General features: G+C 61.9%; 23 protein-coding genes and 1 tRNA gene. 11 read left to right on the forward strand and 13 right to left on the reverse strand.

Features of this window, described 5'->3' with window-relative positions; translation table 11 throughout:
- Nucleotides 1–109: 109 nt before the first annotated feature.
- From rho to argS, 6 genes are all read right to left on the reverse strand, one after another.
- Nucleotides 110–2,233, reverse strand: coding sequence for a transcription termination factor Rho (rho, locus tag RIF72_RS00540; protein WP_309072964.1), 2,124 nt, complete (start codon nucleotides 2,231–2,233; stop codon nucleotides 110–112).
- A gap of 304 nt (nucleotides 2,234–2,537) precedes the next feature.
- Nucleotides 2,538–3,512, reverse strand: coding sequence for a homoserine kinase (gene thrB, locus RIF72_RS00545; protein ID WP_309072965.1), 975 nt, complete (start codon nucleotides 3,510–3,512; stop codon nucleotides 2,538–2,540).
- A 2-nt stretch (nucleotides 3,513–3,514) separates the two neighbouring features.
- Nucleotides 3,515–4,618 carry a threonine synthase gene (thrC, locus tag RIF72_RS00550; protein WP_309072966.1) on the reverse strand — a complete coding sequence of 368 codons (1,104 nt, stop codon included), beginning with the start codon at nucleotides 4,616–4,618 and terminating at the stop codon, nucleotides 3,515–3,517.
- On the reverse strand, nucleotides 4,619–5,935 hold the full coding sequence (locus RIF72_RS00555) for a homoserine dehydrogenase (protein WP_309072967.1): 1,317 nt from the start codon (nucleotides 5,933–5,935) through the stop codon (nucleotides 4,619–4,621). It lies immediately after the preceding gene.
- Complete coding sequence (lysA, locus tag RIF72_RS00560; RefSeq protein WP_309072968.1) at nucleotides 5,928–7,400, reverse strand: diaminopimelate decarboxylase; 1,473 nt, start codon at nucleotides 7,398–7,400, stop codon at nucleotides 5,928–5,930. Before lysA ends, RIF72_RS00555 begins: the two co-directional genes overlap by 8 nt.
- A 4-nt stretch (nucleotides 7,401–7,404) precedes the next feature.
- Nucleotides 7,405–9,054 carry an arginine--tRNA ligase gene (gene argS / locus RIF72_RS00565; RefSeq protein ID WP_309072969.1) on the reverse strand — a complete coding sequence of 550 codons (1,650 nt, stop codon included), beginning with the start codon at nucleotides 9,052–9,054 and terminating at the stop codon, nucleotides 7,405–7,407.
- A 236-nt stretch (nucleotides 9,055–9,290) separates the two neighbouring features.
- Here argS and RIF72_RS00570 point away from each other — a divergent pair, with 236 nt between their 5' ends.
- The 6 genes from RIF72_RS00570 (at nucleotide 9,291) to RIF72_RS00595 (ending at nucleotide 13,948) form a co-directional block, all read left to right on the forward strand.
- Entirely contained in the window at nucleotides 9,291–9,785 is a 495-nt protein-coding gene (locus RIF72_RS00570; RefSeq protein ID WP_309072970.1) for a hypothetical protein, read from the forward strand.
- A gap of 5 nt (nucleotides 9,786–9,790) precedes the next feature.
- Nucleotides 9,791–10,663, forward strand: a complete 873-nt coding sequence (locus RIF72_RS00575) for an FAD:protein FMN transferase (protein WP_309072971.1) — start codon at nucleotides 9,791–9,793, stop codon at nucleotides 10,661–10,663.
- Nucleotides 10,660–12,162, forward strand: a complete 1,503-nt coding sequence (locus tag RIF72_RS00580; RefSeq protein ID WP_309072972.1) for an oxidoreductase — start codon at nucleotides 10,660–10,662, stop codon at nucleotides 12,160–12,162. Before RIF72_RS00575 ends, RIF72_RS00580 begins: the two co-directional genes overlap by 4 nt.
- 130 nt (nucleotides 12,163–12,292) lie before the next feature.
- Nucleotides 12,293–12,365: transfer RNA gene (locus tag RIF72_RS00585), tRNA-Arg, on the forward strand.
- A 158-nt stretch (nucleotides 12,366–12,523) separates the two neighbouring features.
- Entirely contained in the window at nucleotides 12,524–13,564 is a 1,041-nt protein-coding gene (locus tag RIF72_RS00590; RefSeq protein ID WP_309073235.1) for a M4 family metallopeptidase, read from the forward strand.
- Nucleotides 13,565–13,645: 81 nt separating this feature from the next.
- Entirely contained in the window at nucleotides 13,646–13,948 is a 303-nt protein-coding gene (locus RIF72_RS00595; protein ID WP_309072973.1) for a protealysin inhibitor emfourin, read from the forward strand.
- On the opposite strand, the gene RIF72_RS00600 is transcribed toward RIF72_RS00595, so the two are convergent.
- Nucleotides 13,945–14,985: a helix-turn-helix domain-containing protein gene (locus RIF72_RS00600; RefSeq protein WP_309072974.1), complete on the reverse strand. Its 1,041-nt coding sequence runs from the start codon at nucleotides 14,983–14,985 to the stop codon at nucleotides 13,945–13,947. The genes RIF72_RS00595 and RIF72_RS00600 overlap by 4 nt on opposite strands.
- Nucleotides 14,986–15,066: 81 nt before the next feature.
- Between RIF72_RS00600 and RIF72_RS00605 the strand changes: the two genes are divergently transcribed.
- The 3 genes from RIF72_RS00605 (at nucleotide 15,067) to hrpA (ending at nucleotide 20,347) form a co-directional block, all read left to right on the forward strand.
- On the forward strand, nucleotides 15,067–15,237 hold the full coding sequence (locus tag RIF72_RS00605; protein WP_309072975.1) for a hypothetical protein: 171 nt from the start codon (nucleotides 15,067–15,069) through the stop codon (nucleotides 15,235–15,237).
- Nucleotides 15,238–15,393: 156 nt separating this feature from the next.
- Entirely contained in the window at nucleotides 15,394–16,386 is a 993-nt protein-coding gene (locus RIF72_RS00610; protein ID WP_309072976.1) for a WYL domain-containing protein, read from the forward strand.
- A 13-nt stretch (nucleotides 16,387–16,399) separates the two neighbouring features.
- Nucleotides 16,400–20,347: an ATP-dependent RNA helicase HrpA gene (gene hrpA / locus RIF72_RS00615; RefSeq protein WP_309072977.1), complete on the forward strand. Its 3,948-nt coding sequence runs from the start codon at nucleotides 16,400–16,402 to the stop codon at nucleotides 20,345–20,347.
- 68 nt (nucleotides 20,348–20,415) lie between these two features.
- Here hrpA and RIF72_RS00620 read toward each other — a convergent pair whose 3' ends face one another.
- Genes RIF72_RS00620 through RIF72_RS00630 form a run of 3 tightly spaced genes read right to left on the reverse strand, consistent with a single transcriptional unit; the run spans nucleotide 20,416 to nucleotide 22,885 of the window.
- Nucleotides 20,416–20,844: an HIT family protein gene (locus tag RIF72_RS00620; protein ID WP_309072978.1), complete on the reverse strand. Its 429-nt coding sequence runs from the start codon at nucleotides 20,842–20,844 to the stop codon at nucleotides 20,416–20,418.
- On the reverse strand, nucleotides 20,841–21,989 hold the full coding sequence (locus RIF72_RS00625) for an NAD(P)-dependent alcohol dehydrogenase (protein WP_309072979.1): 1,149 nt from the start codon (nucleotides 21,987–21,989) through the stop codon (nucleotides 20,841–20,843). The genes RIF72_RS00620 and RIF72_RS00625 overlap by 4 nt, the downstream gene beginning before the upstream one ends.
- Nucleotides 21,986–22,885, reverse strand: a complete 900-nt coding sequence (locus tag RIF72_RS00630; protein WP_309072980.1) for a sulfurtransferase — start codon at nucleotides 22,883–22,885, stop codon at nucleotides 21,986–21,988. Before RIF72_RS00630 ends, RIF72_RS00625 begins: the two co-directional genes overlap by 4 nt.
- 82 nt (nucleotides 22,886–22,967) lie before the next feature.
- Here RIF72_RS00630 and RIF72_RS00635 point away from each other — a divergent pair, with 82 nt between their 5' ends.
- The gene (locus RIF72_RS00635) at nucleotides 22,968–24,050 is read left to right on the forward strand and encodes a PLP-dependent cysteine synthase family protein (RefSeq protein WP_309072981.1); all 1,083 of its coding nucleotides are present in this window, start codon (nucleotides 22,968–22,970) and stop codon (nucleotides 24,048–24,050) included.
- Here the strand turns inward: RIF72_RS00635 and RIF72_RS00640 are convergent.
- Entirely contained in the window at nucleotides 24,047–24,700 is a 654-nt protein-coding gene (locus RIF72_RS00640; protein ID WP_309072982.1) for an MBL fold metallo-hydrolase, read from the reverse strand. The genes RIF72_RS00635 and RIF72_RS00640 overlap by 4 nt on opposite strands.
- A 94-nt stretch (nucleotides 24,701–24,794) precedes the next feature.
- Here RIF72_RS00640 and RIF72_RS00645 point away from each other — a divergent pair, with 94 nt between their 5' ends.
- Complete coding sequence (locus tag RIF72_RS00645; protein ID WP_309072983.1) at nucleotides 24,795–25,262, forward strand: Fur family transcriptional regulator; 468 nt, start codon at nucleotides 24,795–24,797, stop codon at nucleotides 25,260–25,262.
- Here the strand turns inward: RIF72_RS00645 and RIF72_RS00650 are convergent.
- Complete coding sequence (locus RIF72_RS00650) at nucleotides 25,259–26,149, reverse strand: metal ABC transporter permease (protein ID WP_309072984.1); 891 nt, start codon at nucleotides 26,147–26,149, stop codon at nucleotides 25,259–25,261. The genes RIF72_RS00645 and RIF72_RS00650 overlap by 4 nt on opposite strands.
- Nucleotides 26,150–26,983 (reverse strand): ABC transporter ATP-binding protein, encoded by an 834-nt coding sequence (locus RIF72_RS00655; RefSeq protein WP_309072985.1) that lies wholly within the window; start codon nucleotides 26,981–26,983, stop codon nucleotides 26,150–26,152.

Below are 26,983 nucleotides of genomic sequence, written 5' to 3' on the forward strand. Positions count from 1 at the left end.
TGCCCCGGGAGTGGCTTCGGGCCTGCCGGAGCGTGGTGGCCAAGTCCGTAAGGACCTGGCCACCACGCGTAGGGGCGGGGGCAGCAGAATCAGCGGCTCAGTAAAGCAGCTATTTGTCGTTGTCCGACTTCGCTCCGAGCGTCGTCTTCTGAACCTGCATGAGGAACTCGACGTTGCTCTGCGTCTCCCGGATCTTGTTGGTCAGCAGCTCAAGGCTCTGCTGCTGCTCCAGCCCGGAAAGGACGCGGCGCAGCTTCCACATGATCTTGACTTCTTCAGGCGAGAGGAGGTTCTCTTCGCGACGGGTACCGGACGCGTTGACGTCCACGGCCGGGAAGATGCGCTTGTCTGCCAACTGGCGGGACAGGCGAAGCTCCATGTTGCCGGTGCCCTTGAACTCTTCGAAGATGACTTCGTCCATCTTGGAGCCGGTCTCGACGAGCGCGGTAGCAAGGATGGTAAGTGAGCCACCGTTTTCGATGTTGCGGGCTGCACCGAAGAAGCGCTTGGGCGGGTACAGCGCTGCGGAGTCCACACCACCGGACAGGATGCGGCCTGAGGCCGGTGCTGCCAGGTTGTAGGCGCGGCCCAGACGTGTCATGGAGTCCAGGAGGACCACCACGTCCATGCCCATTTCCACGAGGCGCTTGGCGCGTTCAATGGAGAGCTCGGCAACGGTGGTGTGGTCGTCTGCGGGACGGTCGAAGGTGGAGGCGATGACCTCACCCTTGACGGTGCGCTGCATGTCCGTGACTTCTTCGGGACGTTCATCAACCAACACCATCATGAGGTGAACCTCAGGGTTGTTGGTGGTGATTGCGTTCGCGATGGACTGCAGGATGAGCGTCTTGCCGGCCTTCGGCGGGGAGACGATCAGGCCACGCTGGCCCTTGCCGATCGGGGCCACGAGGTCAATGACACGCGGACCGATCTTCTTGGGATCCGTCTCGAGGCGCAGGCGTTCGGATGGGTACAGCGGTACGAGCTTGGCGAACTCGACGCGATCCTTGAGTTCTTCAGGAGTCTTGCCGTTGACAGAGGTGACGCGGACGAGTGCGTTGAACTTCTGGCGGGCAGACTGCTGGCTGCGGTCTTCACCGTCCCTCGGTGCACGGATGGCGCCGACCACGGCATCGCCCTTGCGGAGGTTGTACTTCTTGACCTGCGCCAGGGAAACGTAGACGTCGTTGGCACCGGGGAGGTATCCGGAGGTCCGGATGAACGCGTAGTTCTCCAGGACGTCCAGGATGCCGGCTACGGGCAGAAGGACGTCGTCCTCGGTGACCTCGACGTCGTCAACGTCCGGTCCCTGAGCGCGGCCACGGCGACGCTCGTTGCGGTCGCGGAAGCGGTCGCTGCGGGTGTTTCCATCACGGCTGTCCTGACCACCACGGCGGTCGCTTCGGTCGTTCTGCTCATTGCGGTCACGACGGTTGCGGCGGTTCCGGCGGTTGCCGGTGTCGTCGCCGTCGTTGTTGTCTTCACGGCGTCCGCGGGTGTTGTCGCGACGTTCGCGCTGCTGGTCGCCCGAGTCGGACTGTTCGCGCTGTTCCGTGCGGTCAGCACGCTGCTCACGCTGTTCCGTGCGGCCAGCACGCTGTTCACGCTGTTCCGTACGGTCAGCACCCTGCTCACGCTGTTCCGTACGCTGCTCTGCTGCTGGTGCCTCTGCTGCTTCGGCAGGTGCCGCTGCTGCTTCGCCGCGGCGACGGTTACGAGTACGAGGCTGGCGACGCTCAGTGGTGGCCTCGCCGGTCTCGACGACAGCCGGGGCTTCAACAATTGGTTCGGCTGCGGTCTCGGCCGGCGCAGCAGCGGCTTCAGCGGCCGCTACTACTCCATCGCTGGTGGCCCGACGGCTACGACCACGACCACGGCCGCGGGGTGCTTCCTGGGCGGGGGCCTCGGCAGCTACGTCAGCAGGTGCACTGCTTTCAGGAGCGGCCTTAGGCTCTGCGGCCCGGGCTTCCTTGGCCGCAGTTGCCTTCGCCGTACTGGCTTTGGCGGGTGCCTTGGCGGTGGAGGTGCCGGCACGGTGGGCGGAGATGGCCGTGACCAAATCCCCCTTGCGCATACGGGACCCCCCGGAAATGCCCAGCTGGCTCGCAAGAGCCTGAAGCTGAGCGAGCTTAAGGCCTGCCAGACCGCTGCTCTTGGTGGTTGCTGCAGTTGACGAATCAGCAGCAGAAGATGTTGTGTCCACAGCTGAATCCAGCTCAGTGGTTTCTGTCACGAAGGATCCTTCCCCCTCGACGGCGTCCAGAGCGAGAGCTGGACGCGATGATTTGTTCTGGGCTGCAGTTCAGATCTGCAGCCGGTGATTTGGGCCGTGCCTGATGGATTGTGGCCAACAGGGCCGGATACTGATCGTCATCACTGGATCCAGTTGCCCGGACAGCCGGCGTAGTGTTCAGGAAACAGAGAGATTTCTGCGGCACCTGAGACAGGCCGAAAGAGACGACACCACCAACGTTGGCACAGTTGACGAAAGGTACGGCAAAACACCGAGATCCAAAATCAGGGAACTGCCCGCAGCTTTACCGGCGGTGCACTTCCACTCTAGCACCTTGATCGTCTACAGCCAGCGTCATCACACGCCAACCGATGTCGGGTGTGTTGTCCGCCGTGAACCTACCGATGAATTCGACGGTAGCGGCAGCTTCCTCAGCACCGTTGGCCAACACCATCACTGTGGGACCTGCACCGGAGACAACCGCTGCATGGCCGGCAGACCGAAGCGACGCGATGAGGTCGGCACTGGGACGCATGGCTTGGGCGCGATAGCTCTGGTGTAGATAATCCTCCGTGCCGGGCAACAACAACGTGGGATCAGCAGTGAGCGCGTGAATCAACAAGGCTGCACGTCCGGAATTCATTGCTGCCGCATGATGTCCAACGGATGCCGGGAGCAATCCGCGTGCAGTCTCCGTGGACAGTTCGTAGTCCGGGACTGCCACGACGGGAATAACCGACCGCGCGACGTCAGCGCGTGTGGTGCTGTACTGCTCGCTGTCCTGCCACGACAGCGCCAGTCCGCCGAAAATGGCGGGTGCGACGTTGTCCGGGTGGCCTTCCATCTCGCTGGTCAACTGCAGGATCCAATCGCGGTCTTGCCGGAATTCGGAGGGGACAAGCGCGTTGGCGGCAGTTACGGCTGCAACCACAGCCGATGCTGATGATCCCAGGCCCCTGCCGTGCGGGTTGACGTTGTCCGCGGTGATTTTCAGGCCGGAGTGCTGGAATCCAAGCCGATTCAACGCAAGGTCAATGGCCCGAATCACCAGATGGCTGGCGTCACGTGGAAGGGAGTCAGCACCCTCACCGGAGAGCTCGAACTCGAGCTCCCCGGTGCTGAGGGTTTCCACCGTCAAGGTGTCGTAAATCGACAGGGCCAAGCCGAGGCTGTCGTAACCGGGCCCCAGGTTGGCACTCGTACCAGGGACCTTGACGGTCAGCCGCTGACCTGCCGCGACAAGTGCACGATCGGTCGCGGTGGGCTGCGTTGATTCCACTCTTAGTTTTCTTCCAGTCCCAGTTCTGCGGCAACGGTGACGACGTCGTTTGGCACCTTGACTGGCTGGACATCGCTGCCGTCCTCAGTGCGGAGCGCCCACTGCGGGTCCTTGAGACCATGACCGGTGACCGTGATGACGATGGTTTTGCCGGACGGAACCTCGCCTGCGGCGTGCTTCTTGATCAAGCCTGCGACACCGGCAGCGGAACCAGGTTCAACGAAGACGCCTTCCTTGGAAGAAAGCCAGCGGTGGGCAGCAAGGATCTCGTCGTCGGTGACAGCCTCAATCAATCCGCCTGATTCGTCACGGGCCGCAACTGCGGTCTCCCATGAGGCCGGGTTACCGATGCGGATGGCAGTGGCGATCGTGTCGGGCTCGGTAATGGGGTGCCCTGCAACGAACGGCGCGGCACCTGCAGCTTGGAAGCCCCACATGACGGGTGTCTTGGTGGAAACAGCCGGGAGTGTTCCGTTGGCCGTCTCGAACGGCGCGGAATACTCCTTGTAACCCTTCCAGTAGGCGCTGATGTTGCCCGCGTTGCCCACTGGCAGTACGTGGATGTCGGGGGCATCGCCCAGTGTGTCCACAACTTCGAAGGCGCCGGTCTTCTGGCCCTGGATGCGAGCCGGGTTGACTGAGTTCACCAGGAACACCGGGTAGGCTTCCCCGAGCTTTCGAGCGATGTCCAGGCAGTTGTCGAAGTTACCGTCTACCTGGAGCAGGGTGGCACCGTGGGCGATAGCCTGGCTCAGCTTGCCCATGGAGATCTTGCCTTCGGGTACCAGCACCGCACACTTGAGGCCTGCGGCTGTGGCGTAGGCAGCAGCTGAGGCGGAGGTGTTGCCGGTGGAGGCGCAGACGACAGCTTTGGCACCGGCCTCGACAGCAGCTGTCATGGCCATCGTCATGCCACGGTCTTTGAACGAACCCGTGGGGTTCATACCTTCGACCTTCAGGTAAACCTCGGAGCCGGTCAGCTCTGAAAGCTTCTGCGCGTGGACCAGAGGCGTGCCGCCCTCGCCCAGGGTGATGACCTTGGTGGCTTCCGTTACAGGCAAACGATCAGCGTATTCGCGGATTACTCCGCGCCATTGGTGAGCCACTTAGACCCCTTCTACCCGGAGTACGGATGTTACGGAATTGATGACGTCCAGGCCCTTCACGGCCTCGACGGTTGCCGCGAGTGCGGCTTCGGACGCACGGTGCGTCACGATTTTCAGCTCGGCCGACTCAACGTTCGAGGCGGAGTCGCGGTGGATCGTCTGACGCATGATTTCGATGGAAACGCCGTTCTCCGCAAAGATGTGCGCGATCCGGGCCAGCACGCCGGCTTGGTCAGCGACGTCCAGGCCGATGTAGTAGCTGGTGGTGGACGCATCGATGGCCAGCGCCGGAACGTGGCCCGTGGTGGTCTCCGTCCGGCCGGGGCCGCCCAGGACCAAGCGCCGTGCGGCAGAGACAAGGTCACCCAGCACGGCGGATGCGGTGGGCGTTCCACCTGCACCCTGGCCATAGAACATCAGTTCGCCGGCGTTTTCCGCTTCAATGAAGACAGCGTTGAAGGCACCACGGACAGCAGCCAGCGGGTGTTCGCGCGGCAGGAGTGTGGGGTGGACGCGCACGGAAATGCCGCTGCCGTTGTCCGAGGCGTCGATCTTCTCGGCGATCGCGAGCAGCTTGATGACAAAGCCGGCTTCCTTGGCGGAGGCGATGTCCGCAGCGCTGACCTTGGTGATGCCTTCGCAATAGACATCATCCAGCGAGAAGCGCGTGTGGAAGGACAGGGATGCAAGGATCGCTGCCTTCGCTGCAGCGTCGTGGCCTTCGACGTCGGCTGTGGGGTCGGCTTCGGCATATCCAAGGCGCTGGGCTTCGGCGAGGGCGTCGGAGAACTGCGCACCTGTGGTGTCCATCTGGTCAAGGATGAAGTTGGTGGTGCCGTTGACGATGCCCAGGACCCGGGTGATGCGGTCGCCGGACAGGCTGTCGCGGATAGGGCGCAGGATAGGGATCGCACCGGCGACGGCGGCCTCGTAGGACAGCTGGACGCCGGCCTTGTCTGCCTCTTCGTAGAGTGTGGGGCCGTCCTGTGCGAGCAGTGCCTTGTTGCCGGTGACAACGCATGCGCCGTTCTGGATGGCCGTCAGGATCAGCGAACGGGCAGGCTCGATGCCGCCCATGAGTTCAATGACGAGGTCTGCGTCCTTGACCAAGGTATCGGCATCCGTGGTGAAAAGTTCGCGCGGCAGTTCGACGTCGCGCGGGGAATCGATATTGCGCACGGCGATGCCGGAAAGTTCCAAGCGGGCTCCGCTGCGTGCTGCGAGGGCCTCGGCGTCGTCAATGAGAATCCGCGCAACCTGGGCCCCAACGTTGCCACAGCCCAGCAGGGCCACCTTCAAGGTTTGCACTTCAGACATTCGCCACTCCCATGTCGCGGTTCAAGAGATCTTCTTCGGTTTCCCCGCGGACAATCAGCCGGGCGGCTCCGTCGCGTACAGCGACAACGCCAGGCCGGGCCAGGTAGTTGTAATTGCTGGAGAGGGCCCAGCAGTAGGCGCCGGTACCCGGTACTGCGAGCAAATCACCGGCTGCCACGTCCGCGGGCAGATATACATCTCTAACAACTATGTCGCCACTCTCGCAATGTTTGCCCACTACTCGGGACAGCTGCGGAGCCGCTGACGAGTCCCGGGAGGCCAAAACTGCCGAATAATCCGCGTCGTAAAGCACCGGGCGCGCGTTGTCGCTCATCCCGCCGTCCACCGACACATAGCGGCGCGGATACGTAACGTTGTTCTCCCCTTCTTCGCCCTCGTTGGCATCGACACGGACGGTTTTGAGTGTGCCAACTTCATAAAGCGTGAACGTGGTGCTGCCCACGATGGCACGTCCGGGTTCAATCGAGATGCGCGGTGGAGTGATGTCCAGTTCAGCGCACTTGGAACGCACGACGGCGGCCATCGCCTGCGCGATTTCGGCCGGGGGCCGGGGTGTATCCACCGGGGTGTAAGCGATTCCGTAGCCGCCGCCCAAGTCCAGTTCGGGCATGACGATGGAGTACTTGGCCTGCATGGCTGCCAGGAAGCCCAGTAGCTTCTCCGCTGCAAGAGCAAAGCCGTCGGGCTCAAAGATCTGTGAGCCGATATGGCAGTGCAGTCCCAAGAGCTCGATGCTGGCGTAGGTGGTTGCCGCAGCCACCGCTTCCTCGGCTGCGGACAGGCCTGCTTCATCGGTTGTGTCCCCGGCCATGGAGAGGCCAAACTTTTGGTCCTCGTGTGCCGTGGCAATGAACTCATGGGTGTGGGCGTGCACGCCGGGGGTCAGCCGGAGCATGACCTTGGCAGTTCCGCCGCGGCTGGAGGCAATCTTGGCTACCCGCTCCAGTTCATCGAGGCTGTCCACCACGATTCGGCCGACCTTCATGTCCAACGCGCGCTTGATCTCGGCATCGGACTTGTTGTTGCCGTGCAGACCGAGATTTGGCCCTTCAATTCCTGCACGGGCGGCAACAGCCAGCTCGCCGCCCGAACAAGTGTCCAAGCGGAGGCCTTCCTCGGAAACCCAACTGGCTACTGCAGTGCACAGGAACGACTTCCCGGCGTAGTAGACGTCCACTCCCCCACAAATATCGTCGAAGGCGGAATCAAAGGCGTCTTTGAACGCCCGTGCGCGGGAACGGAAATCCGATTCACTCATGACGAACAGTGGAGTTCCGTACTGTTCCTTGAGCTCGCTGACGGACACGCCGTCAATGGTGACCTCACCGGCGTCGTTCTTCTCAACGCCGGCCGCCCACATGGGTGCCTGCAAGGCATTGAGGTCTTCGGGAACAGCCAACCATTCGGGTGCGAGCGGAGAAGCGTGTGTAGCGTTCGTGGTCATTTCCCTACATCCGTTCCGGCGCAGAAACGCCCAGCAGTTCGAGTCCGTTGGCCAGCACTTGGCTGGTGGCGTCGTTCAGCCACAGACGCGTGCGGTTGACGTCCTGTACTGGCTCGTCCCCTTGCGGCGAGACGCGGCAAGCGTCGTACCAGCGGTGATAGGCACCGGCGATGACTTCGAGGTGGCGTGCCACCCGGTGCGGCTCACGCAGTTCTGCAGCCTTTGCCACGATGGACGGGTAGCTGCCGAGGTAGGAGAGCAATTCGTTTTCCGTGGCGTGGTCCAGGAGCGATGCGTCAAAGACGGAACGCTCCACCCCGGCCTCGGCAGCATTGCGTGCTGTGCCGCGGGAGCGTGCGTGCGCATACTGCACGTAGAACACCGGGTTCTCATTGCTGTGTTTCTTCAGCAGTTCGGGATCCAGGGTCAGCGGCGAGTCAGCCGGGAAACGGGCCAGGGAATACCTGACGGCATCCTTGCCGAGCCACGAAATAAGGTCCTTGAGCTCGATGATGTTACCGGCACGCTTGGATAGCTTGGCGCCATTCACGGACACAAGCTGGCCGATGAGGACCTCAATGTTGACCTCGGGATCATCGCCCGCGCAGGCTGCGATGGCTTTCAAACGGTTGATGTATCCGTGATGGTCCGCACCGAGCAGGTAGATCTTCTCCGTGAAGCCGCGGTCCTTCTTTGAGAGGTAGTACGCGGCGTCCGCAGCGAAGTACGTAGGTTCACCATTGGCGCGGATCATTACACGGTCTTTGTCGTCACCGAAGTCTGTGGTGCGCAACCAGACGGCACCGCCGTCGTCGAAAACGTGGCCTTGCTCGCGAAGGCGGGCGACGGCCGACTCAATCGCACCGGCGTCATGCAATTCCTTTTCGGAGAAGAAGACATCAAACTCGACGCCAAACTCAGCCAAAGTGGTTTTGATGTCTGCCATCTGTGCCTGGTAGGCAGCGGCCCGGATAACAGGCAGGGCTGCCTCATCCGTCAACTCGCGGATATCCGGATGGGCCCTCAGGACTTCGTCACCAAGCTCACGGATGTACTCGCCCGGGTAGCCACCCTCAGGCACGCCACGTCCGTGAAGGCGGGAGAGGACCGAGTTGGCGAAGACGTTCATCTGCGAGCCGGCGTCGTTGATGTAGTACTCGGCGGTGACGTTAGCGCCGGAGGCCCGCAGAACACGGGCAATGGCATCTCCCAAGGCGGCCCAGCGAGTGTGCCCGATGTGCAACGGACCGGTGGGATTCGCGGAAACGAACTCCATGTTGACCACGCGCCCCGCGAGCGCCTGGTTGGTGCCGTAGTTGCTTCCAGCCTCAACAATTGCCTTGGCGAGGGCGCCGGCTGTGGCAGCATCCACAGTGATGTTCAGAAAGCCCGGACCGGCGATTTCCACTCCGGTAACGCCAGGAATGCCCTGGAGATGGTTGCTGAGGATTCCTGCGAATTCGCGTGGATTCATGCCGGCCTGCTTGGAGAGCTGCAGGGCGATGTTGGTGGCCCAGTCGCCATGATCCCGGTTCTTGGGTCGCTCCACTCGCACGGCCTCGGGCACGACGGATTCCGTCAGGGCGATTTCGCCGGTGGAGACGGCGTTCTTAAGGCAGGCGGATATGGCAGCGGAGAGTTCTTCGGGAGTCACGCTTCTAGCCTACCGGGGGCCCGCAAAGTCGCGGAATTGAGGACCGCGTATGTGGATACTGTCACCACAGTCCACTCACAGGAACGGATACCCGACGCCACAGGCTGAACCATTACGCTGAATTCAACGTTGTGAACACGTAGGAGGTGGCCTCGTTGGTCATCCCGGCACACGCATTATCCCTTGACGAAAAATGACCATTGACGAATTCTTGTCCAGTTGAAACGAGCAGAACCATGACTACGCCACTCCGCAAGAGCATCTACGTTGGTTTCGCCGGCCTCTCCATCATCGGAACAGCCGCTGCATGCGCCCCCACAACCGAAGCCCCCGCAACCCAAACCACCTCTACCCAGGATGGCGGCGGGGCCACTGCCAGCAGTCCTTCGTCGGCAAGCACGTCATCGTCAACGGCAGTGGCTTCCACCGGCGCTTCCGCCTACAAGGACGGAACCTACAGCTCGGACGGCACATACACTTCGCCCAATGGCCAGGAAACGGTGGGTGTTGAGCTGACGCTTGCAGCCGACAAGGTTTCTGCGGTCAAAATCACGGTTCACCCTTCCAATCCCAATACCAGGAAGTTCCAGGGCGAGTTCGCCAGCGGCATCGCCGCACAGATCGTGGGCAAGGACATAGACGAACTCAACGTCTCCAAGGTGGCTGGCTCTTCACTGACTTCCGGTGGCTTCAACGAAGCCTTGGAACAGATCAAGTCCCAGGCCAAGTAGCAGTCATGCCGCACCCTGGCTGGAGCACCTTCCGCTTCGAAGGGATCGGTACGCAGTGGGAGATATCGACGCCGGACAGTTTGGTTGACGCTGTCCGGCGCGAACTGCTTGGGACGGTCGCGGAATACGACAAAACGTGGTCGCGGTTCAGGCCGGATTCCTTGGTGTCCGGCCTTTCCCGTTATGCAGGCAGGATTATCCTGCCGGGGCATGCCGTCGGCCTCCAAGAGGTCTATTCCGCGCTGTATCGCCTCAGTGGGGGCGCCATGACTCCGCTTATCGGCAGCAGCCTGGAACGGCTGGGTTACGACGCCACTTATGCCCTCACTCCATCGGGCAGCCCCCTCCCCCCGCCCCGTTGGGAAGACGTCCTTGATTGGGAAGGCACGGAATTGGCGGCCAAAGAGCCGGTGGTTTTAGACATCGGAGCTGCCGGGAAGGGCCAACTCGTGGACCTCTTGGGGAAACAACTGCTGCAAAGGGGCCACACCGACTTCCTGGTGGACGGGAGCGGCGACATGCTGCACGCCGGAAAACACCCGGTCACCGTCGCATTGGAGCATCCTTATAACCCCCGGCAGGCCATAGGCACGGTGGAACTGGACAACTCCGCTCTGTGTGCCTCGGCCTCGAACCGCCGCACGTGGGGTGATGGTCTCCACCATGTCCTGGATGGAGTCACGGGCAAGCCCGTACACACCACGGTGGCCACATGGACCATGGCCGCGAGCGCGCTGGTGGCAGATGGGGTGGCCACGGCATTGTTCATGGTGGAACCTGCTGCGCTGGAGGAGGAATTCGAATTCTCGTGGCTTACGGTGTCCTCGAGTGGCGCTGCCGCCTTTTCGACCGGTTTTGAGGGGAGACTGTTCACATGATTGCCGCTAAGTCCCGAGTGGACACTTGGTTGGGCCGCTTCACCATGTACCGCTTGATTCTTTGGGTGCTTGGCGTGTTGGCGGCCTACAGCATGGTCCTCAACGTCCTGGGATGGCTGACCTTTGGCCTGCCTGAGATGTTGGTCCATTTGGTGCTCTGCCTGGGCGTAACCTATGCCTCCGGCCGACTCCTGGCACTGCTCTTTGGTGTCAAGCAGCATACGGAGTCGTCACTCATCACGGGGCTTCTGCTCTATTTCCTGTTCTGGCCCGACTTTGGGGTGATGGACATGGCCGGGGTTGCCCTGGCTTGCGTGCTGGCCAGCGTGTCAAAGTACGCTCTGGCCTTCCGCGGACGTCATATCTTCAACCCGGCCGCCACCGGAGCGTTCATCACTGGACTGACGGGGCTCAATATCGCAACGTGGTGGGCTGCCACTCCCGCCATGCTTTGGCTCCTGGTTCCGGGAGTGCTGATTGTCCTTTACCGCACACGGAAAATGCTGATGGCCACTGTGTTCCTCGTGGCTGCCACAAGCATCATTACCGTGGAACTCATCGCGCGCAACATGACGCTGGGGCAGGCCCTGTGGCAGTCCTTGGCGCAACGGCCGCTGCTGTTTTTCGTCGGCTTCATGCTTTCGGAACCCCTCACCCTGCCTCCCCGCCGCTGGCAGCAGTTGGCGCTTGCCGCCGTCGTGGGAGTCGTTTTCGCAGTCCCCTACAACTTCGGCTTCATTGCCAACTCCCCCGAACTCGCACTGCTGCTAGGCAACCTCATTGCGTTCTTCCTTGGACAGCGCGGCGGCGTCCATTTGACGTTCAAGGGCGCCCGCCCCCTCACCCCCGCCAGTACTGAATTCAGGTTCGAACCGCAGCGGCCTGTGCGTTTTGCGGCCGGGCAGTTCATGGAACTCAACCTGCCGCATTCCGGATCCGACGGCAAGGGCCGTCGCCGCGTCTTCAGTATCACCAGCCCACCTGGTGCGGCTGAGGTTACGTTCGGCGTGGGTACGGCCGAGCCTCTGTCCGCAGCGAAGAAGGCATTACTTGCGCTTCGACCCGGGGACAGCGTTTCCGCGACAGCCGTCGGTGGAGATTTTGTTTTGCCGAACGACGCCGGGAGGCCCATCCTGCTGATCGCAGCAGGAATCGGGATCACGCCCTTCCTGTCGCAACTGGCGTCCGACGACGCCTCACGCGACACCGTGATGATCTACCTGGCGAAGGGTCGCGATGAGCTGGCCGCTGTGGAACAGCTGGAAGCCTCCCGTGCCAAGGTGATTGCCCGCCTAGCGGACGGTTCCACTCCCCCGGAGTTCATGGTCGACGCCGGTACGTCAAGAATCGATGCAGCGCGCCTTAGGGAGTTGGTACCGGACATAGGGGACCGGGAAGTCTTTGTCTCCGGCTCTCCAGCGAGCGTGGATTCCCTCCGCGCCGCAGCACGCGGTGCAGGAGCGCGTCGGGTCCACGTGGACTCGTTTGCAGGCTACTGATTCGAAGGTGTCGGGGCCGGGCCTGTTGCTCCTGCGCCATGACTTTCGTCTGCTGTGGCGGGTTTTCATTTGCGGCGCAGGGACTGCTAAGCTCTAGGACGTCCCACCGGCAACGGAGGGAACCCTGGATGCCCTCGTAGCTCAGGGGATAGAGCGTCTGCCTCCGGAGCAGAAGGCCGTAGGTTCGAATCCTATCGAGGGCACAACGAATACCCCGCCAGCCCTGCTGGCGGGGTATTTTTGCGTGCCGATTACCGACTATCAGTTGCGGGCTTGCCGGGCTTGGACCGCAATATTGTCGGCCCCTGCTCCTAGTCTGATCTCAGTTGGTCATAACCATAGCCAAAGGGGTTTTGCCGTGATGTGTTCAATCGTCCCGCCGTACATGCTGCGCAGGATTGCTGCCCGGAACGAACCACGGCTCCGGGCAGTTGCCCGGGCCGCAAAGGAGTCGTTGCTGCACATCAAGGATCTGCAGGCCATACGCACAGCCCCCATCCCTGCTGCACCACCGAGCGCACGGCAAGCCAAACCGGGCCCCCCGAAGCGGACCATCTTCGATGCCGAGTCCTCCGAGACCTTGCCCGGACGCATTGTCCGTAAGGAAGGAGCCCCACCCGTCGGCGACGTTGCTGCGGACGAGGCCTACGACGGCCTCGGGAGCACGCACCGGCTGTACGGTGAGATCTTCGGCAGGGATTCAATTGACGATGCAGGGCTCGCCCTGGATGCAACGGTTCATTACGGGAAGCTCTACGACAACGCCTTTTGGGACGGGAGCCAGATGGTCTTCGGTGACGGCGACGGCCAGATTTTTCAACGTTTCACCAAGTCCGTGAGCGTCATAGGCCATGAACTCGCCCACGGGGTAACCCAATACACGGCCAATTTGGCTTATCGGAACCAGGCCGGAGCCCTGAACGAGTCCATGTCGGACGTTTTCGGGGTCCTCGTCGAGCAGTATCTGAAGCAGGAGTCCGCCCGGGATGCCAGTTGGCTCATCGGTGAGGGCCTCTTCACGGATCAGGTCCAAGGCGCCGCCCTGCGCTCAATGAAAGCGCCGGGGACGGCTTATGACGACGACGTTTTGGGTAAGGACCCCCAGCCGGACTCTATGGATACGTATGTACGGACGAGCGCGGACAATGGGGGCGTGCATATCAACTCCGGCATCCCCAACAAGGCCTTCTATGTGGTTGCCACGGAACTCGGGGGCAATGCATGGGAGGCGTCCGGCCAGATTTGGTACGACACCTTGACCAGTGGTTCCTTGCCGGCTACCTGCACGTTTGGAAAGTTTGCCAAGACCACGGTCGCAACTGCTGAGGAACTTTTCGGCACTGGATCAGCTGAACATGACGCCGTCCTGAAGGCGTGGGAGACTGTGAAGGTCAAGGTTTAAGTCAGGCGGCGGGACCGGACAGGTTGGTTCGGTCCCTGCCGACTGGCTGACTAAGGAATGTCGAACGAGAAGCAGCCGGTCATGAAGATCACCGTCCAACGCAGTGGAGGAATCGCGGCGATGACACGTGTCTGGAGCGTGGATGCGGTGTCCCCCGATGAGAAGGAACGATGGGTCCCGATCGTTGAGGCCTGCCCTTGGGACGAAGCCAAAGGCCAGGCACGGACACCCGGCGAGCCGGACCGGTTCATGTATTCCATCCGTGCCGGGCAACGGCGGGCCACTCTTCCCGACCGCGCCGTAACGGGCCCCTGGCAGGAATTGGTGGAATGTGCCAAGGCCGAAGGTTCAGAGTCACGGGGCGGGTTCGGACGCCGCCGCTAAATTTCGAGCGGCTTCAGCCGGCTTCCGGGCTTGGAGCGGTTTTGGTCGGCTCTGGTTTGGAGTGGTTTCAGATGGCTTCTGCCAACTGCCCCCCTGAATGCCCGCCTGTAGCTTTGCGGACTTGTGTCCAGCACTTTGGTGAAGTGGTGGCGCAGCAGGACTGAATGTCCAAAGCCCGCGATACGAGCGATCTCGTCGATGTTCAGCTCTGTGGTTTCCAGCAGTTCCTGCGCACGCAACACGCGTTGCGAGTTTAGCCAGGCCGCGGGCGTCGCTCCGGTTTCCGCCCGGAATCGGCGGGCGAACGTCCTTGGGGACATGTGGAGCCGTGCAGCCAACTCGTTCACGCTGTGCTCTTCGTCCAGATGTTCAACCATCCACCGCAGTAACGCCTCCATAGGCGCTGAACCGCAGCGGGGCATGGGCCTGTCGATGAACTGGGCCTGCCCGCCGTCGCGATGCGGCGGTACCACCATGTCGCGGGCGATCGCCGCTGCCACATTTGCACCCAACTCCTCGCGGACAAGGTGGAGGCATGCGTCGATTCCGGCGGCCGTACCGGCGCTGGTGATGATGGTCCCGTCTTGCACGTAGAGGACGTTCTCATCCACGATCGCGGACGGGTATCGACTGGCCAGGTCCTGGGAATAGTGCCAGTGCGTGGTGCACCGGCGTCCGTCAAGCAGTCCTGCGCGGGCCAGGGCATAAGCGCCGGAGCAAATGGACATCACCCACGCGCCCCTGGCGTGTGCTGCGCGCAGGGCATCCATCACTGATTCAGGTATTTCCTGGTCCCGTCCGAACGGCGCCATGATGACCAGGTCAGCGTCAGCCGCTGCTTCGAGGCCGAGGTTTACGTGAAGGGACAGGCCGGACTTCATGCGTACATCACCCGGTTCCGGGGCAACCACGCTGAAGTCAAAGGCCGGAACACCGGCGCCGCGGTCCGATCGGTCGATGCCGAAGACCTCGAAGGCTGTACCGAATTCAAAGACCGAGAAGTTGGGAACCACGATCACCGCCACTGATTTCAACATATCTCCAGTGTGGCAGAAAATTATCTAAATGGGGCATTTCTGCCACTGTTTCTTCAACCGGTACAGGCGCAGGCTTGAGGCATGGAAATCTTTGGAATCATCCTCGTCATTGTCCTAATCACCGCCGTCGCTGCCACCGTTTCAGCCCTGTTGAAGGATGGACGCGGGCACAACCCGCCCATCAACTCCAAGGAACCCTGGAGCGCTTTCGAAGCTCCGAGCAGCCCGTATTGGAACCCCCGCATCTACTAGGGAAATGCCAAGCCACTGCAAAGCCCGGCAAACCACATCCATACGACGCCCGTCCGTTAGCGGAATTCTGCAGGATTCCCCGAACGGCGGGCGTCCCTCTTTGCCCAACGCCCGGCAAGGACCCATGTGGATGCCTCATGGGCTAGATTCACATGCATGATCCAAACGTCTGCACGGCTCCTTCAGCTGTTGTCACTGCTGCAGGTGCGTCGGGAGTGGACGGGACCGGCCTTGGCCCACCGCATGGGTGTGACGGAGCGGACCGTACGCCGGGACATCGACAAGCTGCGCAATTTGGGATACCCCATCCACGCCTCTCCCGGAATAGCCGGTGGCTATCAGCTTGGCGCCGGCGCGCAGCTTCCGCCGCTGCTGCTGGATGACAATGAAGCCCTGGCTGTCGCGTTGGGCCTCAATTCCGTAGCCGCGGGTCCGGTGGCAGGCATTGGTGAGGCCTCCGTCCGCGCCTTGGCAAAGCTGGAGCAAGTCCTGCCGGCCCGCCTGCGTCCCAAGTTCGCGATGCTGAAAGCGGCTGTCACCACCCTGCCCAGCAACGCGGGGACCGTAGATCCCCAGCAATTGACCGTCGTCTCCTCCGCAATATCGGACCAACGCCAAATCTCCTTCGACTACGTCACGTCAGAGGGCGAATCAGCGCGCCGACTGGTAGAGCCCTACAGATTGGTGGACACCGGACGCCGCTGGTATTTGGTGGCGTGGGACGTTGAGCGGGAGGATTGGCGAACCTTCAGGGCTGACCGCCTGGCTTCCCTGCCGTCGGAACGGAAGAGGTACACGCCACGGCCCCTGCCTGCGGAAGACCTCGCCGCTTACGTGCAGCAGTCCATCACCCGCTCACCGTACAGGTTCGACGTCGTGGTGCGGCTCCGCGCTCCCCTGGCCGAGGTATCCGCCGTCGTTAGTTCCCAGTACGCGACACTGACGGCCGACGGTCCGAAAGCCACCATCCTGCGATCAGGATGGGACAACCTGGCCGCTCCGGCGGCGTATCTGGCAGCCATGGACATGGACTTTGAGATCCTCGAGCCAGCTGAGTTCAAGTCCTACGCTTTGGAACTCTCGTCCCGCCTGAGTACCGCGGCAGGCACTGTGACGGACACAGCGGACGTGGAACCCCACTCACAGTAGACTGACAGCAGCCATGACACTTCATATTTCCTACCCCGCAGAGCTGCCCGTATCCGAGCGCCGCGAGGATCTGATGGCGGCCATCGCCGCAAACCAGGTGACCATCATTGCCGGCGAGACCGGTTCGGGTAAGACCACCCAGATCCCCAAGATGTGCGTCGAACTTGGCCTCGGAGACAAGGGCCTGATCGGGCACACCCAGCCACGCCGGCTCGCAGCGCGCACGGTGGCCGAACGCATCGCATCCGAACTCGACGTAGAGATTGGCCAGGAAGTTGGCTTCCAGGTCCGCTTCACCGGTGAGGTCAGTGCGTCCACCAAAATCAAGCTGATGACCGACGGCATCCTCCTCGCTGAGATCCAGCGGGACAAGCTACTGCGCAAATACAGCACCATCATCATCGACGAGGCCCATGAGCGCAGCCTCAACATCGACTTCATCCTGGGCTATCTCAAGCGCATCCTCCCCCAGCGCCCGGACCTCAAGGTCATCATCACCTCGGCCACCATCGATCCCCAACGGTTTGCCAAACACTTCGGCACCGAAGAAGATCCGGCCCCGATCATCGAGGTCTCCGGACGAACGTATCCCGTGGAGATCCGGTACAGGCCTTTGTCGCAGCCGGCGGGCGGGGACGAAGACACCTCGGACGATGAACTCGAAGAGGACCGCGATCCCCTTGACGCTGTGTGCGACGCCGTGGACGAGCTCGCCAAGGAAGCACCGGGCGACATCCTCATTTTCTTCTCCGGTGAGCGCGAGATCAGGGATGCTGCTGAAGCAATCAATGGCCGCATCCAAACGAACAGGCGCCTGGCCGGGACGGAAGTCCTGCCCCTTTTCGCCCGATTAAGCCTGCAGGAGCAGCACCGGGTGTTCAACCCCGGCGGGAAACGGCGCATCATCCTGGCCACCAACGTTGCCGAGACGTCGCTGACCGTGCCCGGCATCAAGTACGTAATCGACACCGGAACCGCCCGTATTTCCCGGTATTCACACCGAACCAAGGTCCAGCGACTTCCCATCGAGCGCGTCTCCCAGGCATCGGCCAACCAGCGTTCGGGCCGCTGCGGCCGCGTGTCCGAGGGCATAGCCATCCGTTTGTACTCGGAAGAGGACTTCGAGTCGCGTCCACTGTTCACAGACCCGGAGATTCTCCGGACCAACCTCGCAGCCGTCATTCTGCAGATGACCGCAATGGGCGTTGCCCGTGGCCCCAAAGACGTAGAGAACTTCCCCTTCGTGGAACCGCCCGACTCCCGGGCCATCAACGACGGCGTAACGCTCCTGCGCGAACTCGGCGCCTTAACCTCGCCCAAGTCCGGTGACGCAAGTGGTAACGGTCGCAACGGCAGTGGCCTGACCGCCGTCGGGCAGAAATTGGCGCAGCTGCCGGTGGATCCGCGGCTGGGCCGGATGATTGTGGAGGCGGGAAAGCGTGGCTGTGTCCGCGAGGTCATGATCCTGGCAGCTGCCCTCACCATCCAAGACCCCCGTGAACGGCCAACGGACAAGCAACAGTTGGCTGCGGAGAAGCATGCCCGTTTCCGGGACGAACTCTCAGACTTCACCGGCTTCCTCAATCTGTGGAACTACATCCAGGAAAAGCAGCGCGAGCTGTCCTCCACCCAGTTCCGCAAGCTGTGCCGCAACGAATTCATCAATTACCTGCGCGTCCGTGAGTGGCAGGATCTCTTCACCCAGCTCCGGCAGCTGGCCAAACCCCTGGGCATCGCGCTGGACAACAAGCGCGAAGCTGATCCCGTGGGCAACTACGAGGGCATCCACATCAGCCTGCTCTCCGGACTGCTGAGCCATATCGGCCTGCTGGATGAGCGCAAGCGTGAATACGCCGGTGCCCGCGGAAGCCGTTTTGCGATCTTCCCCGGGTCAGCGCTGTTCAAGAAATCACCCACGTTCGTCATGGCAGCGGAACTGGTGGAAACCAGCCGCCTCTGGGCACGTGTGGCCGCCAAGTTCGATCCGCTGTGGGCCGAGCAGGTAGCTCCGGACTTGGTGAAGCGGTCCTACAGCGAGCCGCATTGGTCTTCACGGCAAGGCGCCGTCATGGCCCATGAGAAAGTGACGTTGTACGGCGTCCCGATCATTCCCAACCGCCGCGTCAACTACGGACGGGTCGATCCCGAGCTCGCACGTGAACTGTTCATCCGCCACGCGCTGGTGGAAGGTGAGTGGAAGACCCATCACAAGTTCTTCCATCGTAACCGCGCCCTCCTGCAGGAAATCGAAGAACTCGAAACCCGCATGCGTCGCCGCGACATCCTGGTGGACGATCAGACTCTCTTCGAGTTCTACGACGCCCGCGTGGGTAAGGAAGTGGTGTCCGAGAGGCACTTTGATAAGTGGTGGAAGGATGCCCGGCAGTCAGACCCCGACCTTCTGGACTTCGACCAATCGCTACTGATGAGCGAAGACGCCGAAGCCTTGGACGATTCCGCATATCCGAAGAGTTGGCTGCACAAGGGATTTGAACTACCCCTGAGCTACGAGTTCCATCCAGTCGCTCCCGGCTCGGCCCCCAACCCGTCCGACGGCGTCACCGCCGAAGTTCCGGTGTTGTTCCTCAATCAATTGGACGACGCCCCCTTCCGTTGGCAAATCCCGGGCCAGCGGGTGGAACTGGTCACTGCCCTCATCAAATCGCTGCCTAAGCAAGTACGGAAGAATTTCGTGCCTGCCCCGGACGTTGCGAGGCAAGCAACCGCAGCACTGGAAACAGACTTCGATTCCGCCACCGATGAGCTCGAGCCGTCCTTGGAACTGGTGCTTCGCCGGCTCCGTGGGCACGTCATTCCGCCCGGATCCTGGAATTGGGACGCAGTACCGCCCCATCTGCGCGTTAGCTTCAAGGTGGTGGACAGCAGTGGCAAGGTGCTCGACGAAGGAAAGGACCTTGCTGCACTCCAGGAAAAGCTGGCACCGGCCACGCGCCGCGCCATTGCCGAATCACTCGGGGCAACGCCTGCGACGACGTCACGCGCCAAAGGAATCAAGGCAACCGACCGCTCGGGCGCGCCCAGCGGTGGAACGCCGGCGTCAGGCCCGGCTCCCGCCGGTGGTGGAGCGGTTGCCGAACGCGCGGGCATCACTGCATGGGACTTCGGCACCGTTGAACGTCAGGTTACACGCACCGTGAAGGGTCACGCCGTGACCGGCTTCCCTGCAGTCGTCGATGAGGGCAAGTCTGTTGCCCTTCGTGTTTTCCAGACGCGGCCGGAACAGGAAGCCGCCATGCGTGGCGGAGTAATCCGGCTGCTGGCGCTGCGGATCCCGCCACCGGATCGTTACGTGCTGGAACACCTCAGCAACACGGAGAAGCTGACGTTCAGCCAAAACCCGCACGGATCCGTGAGTGCACTCATCGCTGACTGCGCACTGGCAGCCATCGACAAACTGGTTCCGCAGGATCTGCCGTGGGACAAGGAGGCCTTCGATGCGTTGTACGAAGTCGTCCGGGCAGAACTGATCGACACCGTGTTTACGGTCACTGCCGTCGTCGAACGCATCCTGGCCAGTACGCGACGCATCCAAAAGCAGCTGAAGTCCAACGCCAGCCTGCCTCTGATCAGCGCCCTCAACGACATGAAGAGCCAGTTGGAGCAACTGGTGTTCCCGGGCTTTGTGGCACAGACGGGCTACGCCCAGCTCAGCCAACTGCCACGCTACCTCCAAGCAATCGAGAAGCGGCTGGAAAAGCTCCCAGGCAACGTCCAACGGGACAGCCTGAATATGGCAATCGTGCAGGCAGTGGAGGACGACTACGACGACGCCGTGTCGGCGCTCCTTCCGGGACGCCGGGCGGGTACCGAGTTAACCCGGGTGCGCTGGATGATCGAAGAGTTGCGGGTGAGCCTCTTCGCCGTCGAGCTTGGTACTGCCTACTCGGTATCGGAAAAGCGCATCCGCACGGTGCTGAACCAAGCCTTGGCCCCCGCATAGCCGCGGCCGCAATGACATGAAAAACCCGGCGGCGCCCAATAGCACCGCCGGGTTAAGTCGTGCAGGACTCAGTCCTGAGGGACTGCGTCGCCGTGGCCTGCTTCCCGAAGGGCAGCACGGAGCTTCACGGCGGTGGCTTCCATGACGGCGGGATCCGGGTTGTGGTCCACATTGTGGATTTCAAAGTCTGCGGTGGAGTAGGCAGGCCACACGTGGACATGCAAGTGGTCCACCTCGAAACCTTCCATCAGCACGCCAACGCGCTTGGCGTCAAACAAGTCCTCCTGCACCTTGCCGATGCGCTGGGCCACGTCCATGACCTTGGCCAGCAGTTCAGGGCTGGCCTGCGTCCACGAATCCACTTCTTCACGCGGAACCACCAAGGTGTGTCCCTGGGTAATGGGCGAGATGGTCAGGAAGGCGACCACGTCCTCGTCTTTCCAGACAAAACGGCCCGGGATCTCCCCATTGATGATCTTGGTGAACAGTGTGCTCATGCGTCTGCCCTTTCGGATGGTTCCTGAAGTGTTGCGGTGTCCAGTACGAAACGGTACTTCACGTCCCCGGCCACCATGCGGTCGTAAGCTTCATTGAGTTGCCCGGCTCCCACTATCTCGATGTCGCTCACAACCCCGTGTTCGGCGCAGAAGTCCAACATTTCCTGCGTTTCCTCAATGCCGCCGATCAATGAACCCGCATAGGCGAGTCGCCGACGGATGAGCAGGCCAGGGCTGACCGGGGGCATATCGTCCGCGGGGAGGCCCAATTGGAAGAGGGCTCCGTCCAGGCGAAGGGTTCGGAAGTACGGATTGAGGTCATGCGGCGCTGCAACGGTGTCGATGATGACGTCTATGCTCCGGTTGGCGGCCTCCATGGCGTCCGCGTCCTTGGAGAGGACCACGTGGTCCGCGCCCAGTTCCCGGGCGGCCTCGAACTTGGATTCCGACGTCGTGAATACGGTGACGTCGGCACCCATGGCTTTGGCAATCTTGACTGCCATATGGCCAAGGCCACCCAGGCCTACGACGCCCACTGAGTCGCCTTCCTCCACATCGAAATACCGCAGCGGAGAGTACGTGGTGATCCCGGCACACAGCAAGGGAGCAGCCGCTGCCGCATCAAGGGCCTCCGGGATGCGCAGCACGAAGCGCCTGTCCACCACTACCGACGTCGAATATCCGCCTTGCGTGATTTCGTCGCCATGACGCGGGTCCGCAGCCCCGTAGGTACCGACGTTGCCCCTCTCGCAGTACTGCTCGAGTCCTTCAAGGCAGCTCTCGCATTCGCGGCACGAGTCCACCATGCAGCCGACGCCCACACGATCGCCGGGGGCAAAGTCCTGCACCCCGGCACCCACCCGTGTCACGCGGCCTACGATCTCGTGGCCTGGAACCAACGGGTAGGGGGGAACCCGCCATTCACCGCGCGTTGCGTGCACGTCAGAGTGGCATAACCCGCAAAATTGAATCGCGATTTCCACGTCGTCCGCTGTGGGGGTCCGCCGCGCGACAGTCAGAGGCACCAAGCCACTGTCCGGGGAAGTGGCACCGTAAGCTGCAGCCAGCGTTCCGGACCGGTCTTCATTGGTATCCAGAGTGACGGGCTTGGCGAGGGGCGGGGGCACAGGGCGTCCGGGAGTCATGCTCCGACGCTACTCCCGGCAGCCGTGCTTGTGCCACTTGGGCCAGTGGATTCCTCCACAAACGGGGTGCTACCCACAACAACGTCATTCGCAGCATTGTTTGACCACTGAGAGAACGAGCCTGGATAGAGCGCTGCTCGGTATCCGGCGATCTCCAAGGCAGCAATCTCATGGGAGGCTGTGACGCCGGACCCGCAATAAACAGCCACGTGGGACGACTGGTCCAGGCCCAACTCCTCAAAACGCCTCCGCAGTTCCTCCCTGGGAAGGAACGTGCCGTCGGCTGAGATGTTTCCCGTGGTCGGCGCGCTGACCGCACCCGGAATGTGCCCGGCCCTGGGGTCAATCGGTTCTACCTCACCCCTGTACCTCTCCCCTGCCCGGGCATCCAGCAACACACCGTTGCGGTGCCACTGTGCCGCCTCCTGCTCGGTGATGGCCGGCATGAGGCCTTCACCCAACGTGACATTTCCGACGGCGGGACTCACCTCACCGGATTCCACTGGGTAACCAGCGGCACGCCAAGCGGCGAGGCCGCCGTCGAGCAGGTACACCGAGGCAAAGCCAGCGTTCCGCAGCATCCACCAAACGCGTGCGGCGGCCATGCTGCCGCTGTTGTCGTACGCGACCACCGTGTCGCCGTGGTTAATTCCCCACTTTCGAGCGGATTCCTGAAAACGGTCCGGACTTGGCAGGGGGTGGCGGCCCAGTCCGGGTTGTGCGTGATCTGCCAGCTCTGTGGGGAGGTCCACGAAAACGGCGCCCGGAAGATGGGCGCCCAGATATTCAAGGCGCCCGTCAGTGCGGCCCAGAACCCATCGGACGTCGAGGAGTACGGTCCGCCGCCCGGTTTCGAGTCGCTGGTGCAGTTCTGACGCACTTATCAACGTGGCCATGGGTCTCCTTCGTTCTGGCGGCTGGTCTTCCTGCAGGGGTTTCGTTGCTGCCCGTGCCCGAATTCCAGCCTAGGCTTATCCGGTGAGCAATTCGTGTATTCAGGACAGGGCATGGGCCAGCGAGGCCATCCGTAAGATCGAGGCCGAGAATAACCGCTCCGCCGACACCCACCTTTATGCGGTCCCACTCCCGGACCACTGGGGAGTCCAGCTGTACCTGAAAGACGAGTCAACCCACAGATCCGGCAGCCTCAAGCACCGTCTGGCGCGATCCTTGTTCCTATATGGCCTGGTCAACGGTTGGATCACCGAAGGGACCACCATCGTGGAAGCCTCCAGCGGCAGCACGGCTGTATCAGAGGCTTACTTCGCCCGGCTCATCAGCTTGCCTTTCATCGCAGTCATGACAAAGACCACCAGTCCCGAAAAGGTCGCCCTGATCGAGGAGTTCGGTGGCGCTTGCCTGCTGGTGGACCATGCCTCGGAGGTTTACGCCGTAGCCGAAGAGACTGCCAGGACGTCCGGCGGCTACTATATGGACCAATTTACGTTTGCTGAGCGGGCAACGGACTGGCGGGGCAATAACAACATCGCCGAGTCGATTTTCGAACAACTGTCATTGGAAGAGCATCCGGTTCCGGAATGGATCGTTGTAGGCGCCGGCACAGGCGGAACCAGCGCCACCATCGGCCGTTACCTGCGGTACAACCGATACAACACCCGCCTGGCCGTAGTGGATCCCGAAAACTCTGCCTTCTACCCCGCGTGGCGGGACGGAGACGCAGCCGCCGCCACTGGCCTTCCGTCCAGGATTGAGGGCATCGGCAGGCCTCGGTCTGAGCCCAGCTTCGTGCCGGCGGTTATCGACCACATGATCCAAGTGCCCGACGCCGCGTCCGTTGCCGCCATGAGGCACCTCCGGAAGCTCACCGGCTTACATGCCGGGCCCTCAACCGGGACCAACCTGTGGGGAGTTTGGCAGTTGGTTGCCGGGATGGTGGCTGAAGGCCGGAAAGGCAGTGTCGTTTCCCTGATGTGCGACGCCGGCGACCGTTATGCGGGAAGCTACAACGATGACGCGTGGCTGGCCGCGCACGGACTGGACCCGGCGCCGCACGAAGCCATACTTGAGAACTTCCACAGCACAGGAGTGTGGACCGGCTAGACCTCCACGGACTCCCCTGGCGCCAGTCGCGCGTAAGTGGTTCCGTAGCGGGCCCCGATCCGTGTGACATGCCCCTCGACGATCCCCCGGCCCAGTTCGTTGAGCAGCCCGTCATGGACAGGAAATGCCTTTGGAGCACGTACGGAAATGACGAAGTCCACAACCTCTCCCACCTTGGACCACGGGGCGTGGATGGGGACAAGAAGGGTTTGGACGCTGATTCCGTCAGGGACCACGAACGAGTCCCCGGGGTGGAAGACGTTGTCATCCACCAGGTAGCCGATGTTCGCTACCACCGGAATCTGGGCGTGGATGACGGCATGTTGCCCACCGTAAGTCCGGATGTTGAAACCTGCCGCTTGAAGGCCGGAGTTGGGTTCCACGGTATGCACGCGGTGGGCGACATCCCCGTTTTCCCTCAGTGCAGCTGCCACCCCGGCTGGGGCGTGGACCTCCAGCGTAGTGTTGCTCCGCAGGGCTGCCGTCACCGCAGGGCGGTCAATGTGGTCATTGTGCTCGTGAGTAACAAGTACGGCGTTGGCTCCGCTCAACGCTTCCTCTGACTCGGAGAAAGTCCCGGGATCGATCACCAGGACCTTTCCCTCCTTCTCCAGCCGAACACAGGCATGCGTGTACTTGGTGAGCTTCATGGAGACAGCCTATGGCCGCCCGCTGACAGTTTCCAAGGTTCGCCTACTGGTAAAATTAGGCTTTGCCAGCATCCCCAGGGAAGTGAGTCTTTCAATGCCACAAGGCACCAGTCCCGCCACGACCGGCCATGAAGCGCCGGCCACCAGCGGCGTCAAGGAGCAGCGCGTCACCAAGCAACGCTTGGCCGTCAGCGCTGCCCTGGATGAATTGGATGACTTCGTCAGCACCCAGGAGCTGTACCGACTTCTGCAGAACAAGGGCATTTCGGTGTCCTTGGCCACTGCCTACCGCATTCTGCAGTCCCTGGCGGACGACGGACTCATTGATGTCCTCCGAAACGGAGACGGCGAAGCCGTCTATCGTCGTTGTGCAGTCACCGGGCACCACCATCACCTGCTGTGCCGCAACTGCGGCAAAGCAGAAGAAGTGGAAGCACCCGCCGTCGAGACTTGGGCTGCCCGTACGGCAACTGAACATGGCTTCACCGAGGTGGCCCACACCGTGGAGATCTTCGGACTGTGCCCGGAGTGCACGGCCAAGAAGGCAGCAGGCAAGCTCTAGAGCGCACCCGCTGGTTGGTCACGCGACACCCGGCCGTTGAGGCCCTTGTTGGCGCGTACCCTGCCGATGATCCGGCACACCACGTAGATCAAGAAGGACAACGTGGTGACGTAAGGGCTGATGGGAATGCGGCTGCCCAAGGCCAGGAGAATACCGCCCACAGTGGCCGTCATCGCGAAGAGAACACTCAGCAGCACTACCAACCGCGGTGACGTGGTGACCCGCAGTGCAGCAGCCGCAGGGGTAATGAGCAGGGCAAGCACCAACAGCGCGCCAACAATCTGGATGGACAGGGCTACGCTGACGCCCAGAAGAACCATGAAGCCGATGGCCAGGCCACGGACAGGGACACCCCTGGCTTCAGCCATCTCCGGGTCAACGCTGGCAAAGCTCAGTGGTCGCCAAATCGCCACGAGTGCCGCCATCACCACCACTGCGGTGCCGGCCAAGACCTGCAGTTGCACCGTATCCACGGACACAATCTGTCCAGTCAGCAGGCCGAACTTGTTCGCCGCGCGCCCCTCATAAAGGGCGAGGAACAGGATACCCAAACCGAGACCGAACGGCATGATCACACCGATGATTGAGTTCTTGTCCCGAGCCCGGACTCCCATGAAACCCAGAATCACTGCCGCGGCCACCGAGCCGATCAAGGAACCGAAGATGATGTCGGCGCCAATCAGCAAGGCAAACGCCGCGCCGGCGAAGGACAGCTCGGAGATGCCGTGGACAGCGAAGGCAAGGTCCCGCTTCATTACGAAGGTGCCAACCAGTCCACCCAGGAAGCCGAGAACGGCTCCCGCCCAGATGGAATTTTGGACCAGGACCAGCAACTCACCGTAGTTCTCGAAGTTGAAAATGGTCTGCAGGATGCTCTCAAAGTCCATCTAGAACTCCTCCATAGTGGTGGCGTGGGCATCTTCATGGAAGTGCGTGGTTGCGTCTGGAAGTCCGACGACGACGATCCTTCCGTTGGTGTGGATGACCTCCACATGGCTGTCGTACAGCTCGGAAAGAACCTCCGTGGTCATGACCTCTTGAGGCGTCCCTACACGGAACTGGCCGCCGGCAAGGTAAAGTACCCGGTCCACGTAGTCGATTACAGGGTTGATCTCGTGGGTCACGAAGACCACGGCACTGTTTCGATCGTGGCATTGCTTGTTGATCAGTGAACTGACGCCCTGCTGATGATGCAGGTCCAACGAGAGCAGCGGCTCATCACACAGGAGGACCTGGGGCTCAGTGGCCAGTGCCTGCGCTACCCTGAGGCGTTGTTGCTCGCCACCGGATAACTGCCCCACCGGCACCTTGGCGTAGTCAGTTGCGCCAACTTGCTCCAACAACTCTTCGATTCGCTGGTTGACCTTGCCGGATGCGAATCGCATTCCCCAGCGGTGGCCATCGATCCCCAGCCCAACCAGGTCGCGTGCCCGCAACGGCGTATCCGCCGCAAAGGACTTTTGCTGAGGTATGTACCCAATACGTTTACTGCCGCGTTCCACGGGGTGGCCGCCCAGCGATACCGTTCCGGAATGCAGCTCCTGCAGGCCCAGAAGGACTTTCAGGAAGCTTGTTTTGCCGCTGCCGTTGGGTCCAAGAACGGCAAAGAACTCTCCGGGGTGGATGTCCAGGTCCAGATCCCGCCAGAGTGTCCTCTTGCCGAACTGCAGGCTCGCTCCGCGGAGGCTCACTACCGGTGTCAAAAGTTGTCCTCGATCCAT

This window comes from Paenarthrobacter sp. (assembly GCF_031180005.1).
Classification (GTDB): domain Bacteria; phylum Actinomycetota; class Actinomycetes; order Actinomycetales; family Micrococcaceae; genus Arthrobacter.